The organism is uncultured Aquincola sp., assembly GCF_964001545.1.
Lineage (GTDB): Bacteria > Pseudomonadota > Gammaproteobacteria > Burkholderiales > Burkholderiaceae_C > Aquincola.
In genome coordinates this window covers 1-4910 of record NZ_CAXFDV010000183.1, presented here as the reverse complement: position 1 = coordinate 4910, position 4910 = coordinate 1, and the positions used below count along the sequence as shown (strand labels likewise).

General features: G+C 69.9%; 4 protein-coding genes and 1 pseudogene. 1 reads left to right on the top strand and 4 read right to left on the bottom strand.

Annotation, left to right across the window (positions count from 1 at the left end):
- Nucleotides 1-294 (top strand): annotated as a pseudogene (locus tag ABNT58_RS06315) (cyanophycinase); the annotation flags it as partial.
- Between the two features lie 128 nt (nt 295-422).
- On the opposite strand, the gene phnX reads toward ABNT58_RS06315, so the two are convergent.
- From phnX to ABNT58_RS06295, 4 genes are all read right to left on the bottom strand, one after another.
- Nucleotides 423-1238 carry a phosphonoacetaldehyde hydrolase gene (gene phnX / locus ABNT58_RS06310; protein WP_348752655.1) on the bottom strand — a complete coding sequence of 272 codons (816 nt, stop codon included), beginning with the start codon at nt 1236-1238 and terminating at the stop codon, nt 423-425.
- A gap of 20 nt (nt 1239-1258) precedes the next feature.
- Nucleotides 1259-2380, bottom strand: a complete 1122-nt coding sequence (locus tag ABNT58_RS06305) for a TIGR03364 family FAD-dependent oxidoreductase (protein WP_348752654.1) — start codon at nt 2378-2380, stop codon at nt 1259-1261.
- Nucleotides 2377-3486: a 2-aminoethylphosphonate--pyruvate transaminase gene (locus tag ABNT58_RS06300; RefSeq protein ID WP_348752653.1), complete on the bottom strand. Its 1110-nt coding sequence runs from the start codon at nt 3484-3486 to the stop codon at nt 2377-2379. The genes ABNT58_RS06305 and ABNT58_RS06300 overlap by 4 nt, the downstream gene beginning before the upstream one ends.
- A gap of 11 nt (nt 3487-3497) precedes the next feature.
- A partial coding sequence (locus tag ABNT58_RS06295; RefSeq protein ID WP_348752652.1) for a putative 2-aminoethylphosphonate ABC transporter permease subunit occupies nt 3498-4910 on the bottom strand: 1413 nt, incomplete at its 5' end.

Genomic DNA, 4910 nt, shown 5'->3' with positions numbered 1-4910 from the left:
GGCATCAGCGTGGAAACGGCGCTGCTGGTGCAAGGCCATGGCACGGGCCAGCCGGTGACCGCCACGCGCGTGACCAATGCATCGACGACGACGGAAAGCGCCGTCTACTTCGTGCGGCCTTCGGTACCGCCCACGGTGTGCGCGCCGCGCACGCCACTGTCCATCGCCAACGTGGAAGTGCGCAAGCTGGCGGACTCGAGTACCGTGTTCAACCTGACAGAGTGGACCGGGGTGCCGGTGTACCGGTTCGTGGACGTGAACACCGGGCAGTTGCTGCCTGCTGATTGGTATTGAATGCGGCACCCGGCGCCACGCTGCGCGTGACGCCACCCTCCGGGAGGGTCGCCGGCCGGCTTGGGGAGGCCCGGCGCTCGGCCGGCGGGTGGGGCACCCGGCGCCACGCTGCGCGTGACGCCACCCGCCTACGGCCGCTCGCCGCGCTGCAGCCGGGCCTCGATGTCGTCGATCACCGGCAGCAGATCCGCCACGCTGTCGATCACGTAGTGCGCGCCGGCCGCGCGCAGGGCGGCGGTGGCGGCTTCGCGGCGGGCCTGTTGTGCCTCGGCGTGCAGCGCCTGCCACTCGGCCAGCGTCAGCCCGTTGGCATTGCCGCTGACGGCCAGGCCCACGGTCCAGGTGCCGGCGTTCAGGCCCTCTTCCGGGCCAACGCCGGTGTCGTCCACCTTCACCACCGTGTACGGCGGCCACACGCCCAGGTCGGCGAACGTGCGGTACATCATCAACGGGCTGGGCCGGCCGGCAGCCAGGTCGCCGGCGCACACCAGGTTGTCGGGCACGTAGCCGCCGCGCGCGGCAATCGGCGTCACCACCTCCATGATGGGCCGGTTGTAGCCGGTGGTGCTGCCGATCTTCAGGCCCCGGCCGCGCAAGGTGTTCACCACGTCCACCGCACCCGGGATGAAGTCGGCGTAGTCGGGCACCACGGCCGCGTTCATCGGCGTGAACACCTCGTACAAATGGTCCACGTCGGCATCGGTGAAGGGCCGGCCATGGCGGGCCTGCCACTGCGCCGCGATGCGCGGCAGCCGCCCCAGCGCCTGGATGTGGTCCCACTTGGCCACGCCCATGGGGCCACGGGCTTCGGCAATGCTGAGCTGCACGCCGAACTGCTCGAACAGCCGCACGAAGGCGCCCATCGGCGCGCAGGAACCGAAGTCGATGATGGTGCCCGCCCAGTCGAAGACGACGGCGGCGAGGGAGGTGGCTGGCTGGGACATGGGGGCTTTCTTCAAACCGGCTACCAGGCGTCGAACACCTCTTCGGCAATGCCGAAGGCGGTGCTGGCGCCGGTGCCGCTGGTGACGATGACGCGCCGCACGGCGGCATCGGGGGCGTCGATCAGGCAGTCGCCATGGGGCGAGCTGACGTACTGGCCGACCCAGCGCTCGGTCACACGGCAGCTGGGCAGGTGCAGCAGCGTCTGCAGGTGGTGCAGGATCAGCTGGTCCACCGCTTCGCTGGCAAAGGGCGGCGGCGCGGCGCCGTAATGGTGTGAATCGCCCACCACCAGCGAGCCGTCGGCGCTTTGCACCGCGATCAGGTGGATGCCATGGGCCAGGCTGTCGGGTTCTTCGCGCTCCAGCTGCAGGCGCAGCGCCTGGGCGGCGGGCTGGGCGGCATAACCGCCATAGCGCACCAGGCTCAGGTCACCCATCACCGCGCCGGGCAGGCGGTAGCCGGGCGGCGGCTGCACCCGCAGCATCTGCAACTGGCACAGCCGCAGGCCGTGGGGCGCCAGGCGCTCGGGCTGCAGGCCGTGCAGGTCGGTGTGGGTGCACAGCACCACGCGCTCGGCCTGCAGCACACCGCGCGACGTGCGCACCTGCGGCGCCTGCACGTCGAGCACCGCCTCCTGGAAGCGGAACTGCACGCCATGCACCTCGGCCAGCCAGCGTGCCAGCTGGCCGATGGCGGTGCGCGATTCCACCCGCAGCTCATGCGGGCTGTACAGCACCGCCTGCGCATCGGCCAGCGCCAGTGCGTCGGTGTGGCGGGCGGCTTGCGCAGGGGCCAGCAGCTGGCAGCCTTCTGCCATCGGCGTTTGCAGGAACTGCTGCAGCACCTCGGCCGCCGCGGGCCGGCGGGCCACCAGCCACAGGCCGGTGTGCAGCACCGCAATGCCGGCCTGCGGCGCCACCTGGGCCCACACGTCGCGGGCGCGGCGGGCGCGGCGCCAGGTGTCACCGGCCGATTGCCCGGTGACGGTGATGAAGCCGAAGTTGCGCACCGAGGCGCCGACGCAGGCGGCATCACGCTCGACCACGCACACCCGCAGGCCGCGGCGGGCGGCGGTGTAGGCATGGGCCAGGCCGACGATGCCGGCACCGACCACGATCACGTCGAAGTGGTCGCGGCTCATGGCTGCGGAACCAGGTCCATGCCGCGCAGCGTGCGGCCCACCGCGTCCACCGCCTGCTGCATTTCCTTGCGGCCGATGGCGCCGATGCAGCCGACGCGGAAGGTCCCCACCTCCGTCAGCTTGCCGGGGTAGAGCATGAAGCCCTGCTGCTTGCACCCGGCATACAACGTGGCGAAGCGGTAGCGCTCGTCGGCCGGCGCCAGGAAGGTGACGATGATGGGCGACAGGTGCTCGGGCGCCAGGAAGGTGCGCAGCCCCAGCGCGGCCATGCCATCGACCAGGGTGCGGCAGTTGTCGGTGTAGCGGGCCAGGCGGGCCGGTTGGCCGCCTTCTTCCTGGTACTGGGCCATGGCCTCGGCCAGCGCGGCCACCACATGGGTGGGCGGCGTGAAGCGCCATTGGCCGGTGCGTTCCATGTACTGGTGCTGGTCGTGCAGGTCCATGGCCAATGAATGGCTGTGGCCCGCGCAGCCCGCCATCACGTCCTGGCGCACGAACACGAAGCCCATGCCCGGCACGCCTTCCAGGCATTTGCCGCTGGCGGCGATCAAGGCATCGAAACGGATCTGCCGCGCATCGATGGGCAACGCGCCGAAGCTGCTCATCGCATCGACGATCAGGCCGCGGCCCAGGCGCTGGCAGACCTCGGCCACCTCGGCCAGCGGGTTGACGATGCCGGTGCCGGTTTCGCAGTGGATCAGGCCCACGTGGGTGATGCTGGCATCGGCCTGCAGCAGCGCGGCCAGTTCAGTGGCCGAGACGGGCAGCTGCTCAGGCCGGCTGGCGATGGTGGTGCGCCGGCCCATCAGTGTGGCCACCTTGCCCAGGCGCTTGCAGTAGGCGCCGTTGTCCAGCACCAGCAGGTGCCCGTCGCGTGGCACCACGGTGGCCACTGCGGCTTCCACGCTGAAGGTGCCGCTGCCTTGCAGGGGCACCACCACATGGCTGTGCTGTGCATGGATGATCTGCAGCAGGCCCTGGCGCACACGGGCGGTGAGGGCGTTGAAGTCGGCGTCCCAGGAGCCCCAGTCCTTCAGCATCGCCAGCTTGGTGCGCAGCGTGGTGGTCAGCGGGCCGGGGGTGAGCAGGATGTGGTCGCGGTCCATGCGGGGTGGGGTCAGCGGTCAGGTTGGCGCCAGGCCTGGGTGCGGCGCTCGATGCAGCGGCCCAGCACCAGGTACAGCAAGGTGACGAAGGCGGACACGGCGACGATGAGCACCGCCATCGCGGCGGCGGCGCCGATCTCACCCGATTCGTCGAGGTTGAGGATGGCCACCGAGGCCAGCCGCGTGTCGGGCGTGTACAGGAACACCACGGCTGAGATGGTGGTCATCGCATTGACGAAGAAGTAACGCGAGACGTCCAGCAGCGTGGGCAGGCACAGCGGCAGCGTGACGCGCCAGCAGGTCTTGTAGAACGGCACCTTGAGCGAAGCCGACACCGACTCGAACTCGGGGTCGATGGCCTTGAGCGTAGTCAGCAGCGTGAGGTGGCCGGTGGTGTAGAAGTGCACCACGGTGCACAGCACCAGCAGTGCGCCCGTCTGGTACAGGCCATGCAGCGGGTTGGCCGGCGCATTGAAGAAGAAGATGCTGCCCAGGCCCAGCACCAGGCCGGGCACCGCCATCGGCAACAGGGCCATCAAGCGCAGCAGCGGGCGCAGCAGCGCCAGGCCGCGGGTTTTGTCCAGCAGGTAGGCGCCGGCAAACACCAGCAGCGGCCCGGCCAGCGCGGTGCCGGCGGCCAGCTTCAGGCTATTGATGAGCGCATCGCCCAGCTCGGCGTCGATGATGCCCACCAGGTAGTGGTCCAGGCTGGGCTGGAGGTTGTAGGGCCACAGCTTGGCGAAGGACGCAAACACCGCCATGCCGAACATGGCCAGCATCAGCCCCACGATGAGCAGGCAGAAGGCGGTCATCGCCGCATCGAAGCCCCGCGCAGGTCGCGGCACCAGCGGCACCGCCCGGGCACCCAGCATCGCGGTCTGCCGCCGCTGCACCAGGCCATCGACGATGAAGCTCAGCACCGCCGGCGCCAGCAGCAGCAGGGCCACCACCGCGCCGCGCTGGAAGTCCTGCTGGCCGATGACCAGTTTGAAGACGTCGGTGGCCAGCATGTTGAAGTTGCCACCCACCACCTTGGGAATGCCGAAGTCGGTGATGACCAGCGTGAAGGTGACCATGCCGGCCGACACCAGCCCGTAGCGCGCGCCCGGCAGCGTGATGGTGAAGAACTTGCGCAGCCGGCGGGTGCCCATGGCGTCGGCGGCCTCATACAGCCGCGCATCGGCCATCGCCAGCGCGCTGACCAAAATCATCAAGGCATGCGGAAACACCGCAAAGCATTCGGCCAGCACGATGCCGGGCGCGCCGTACAGGCTTTGGAAGCCCAGCGCCGCCCACAGGTCCTTGGCCAGGCCCTGGTTGCCGAACCAGTAGATCAGCGAGATGGCCGACAGCAGCGAAGGCGCCAGCAAGGGCAGCAGGCTGATGCTGCGGAAGAGGCCCTTGGCCGGCATGCAGCTGCGGGT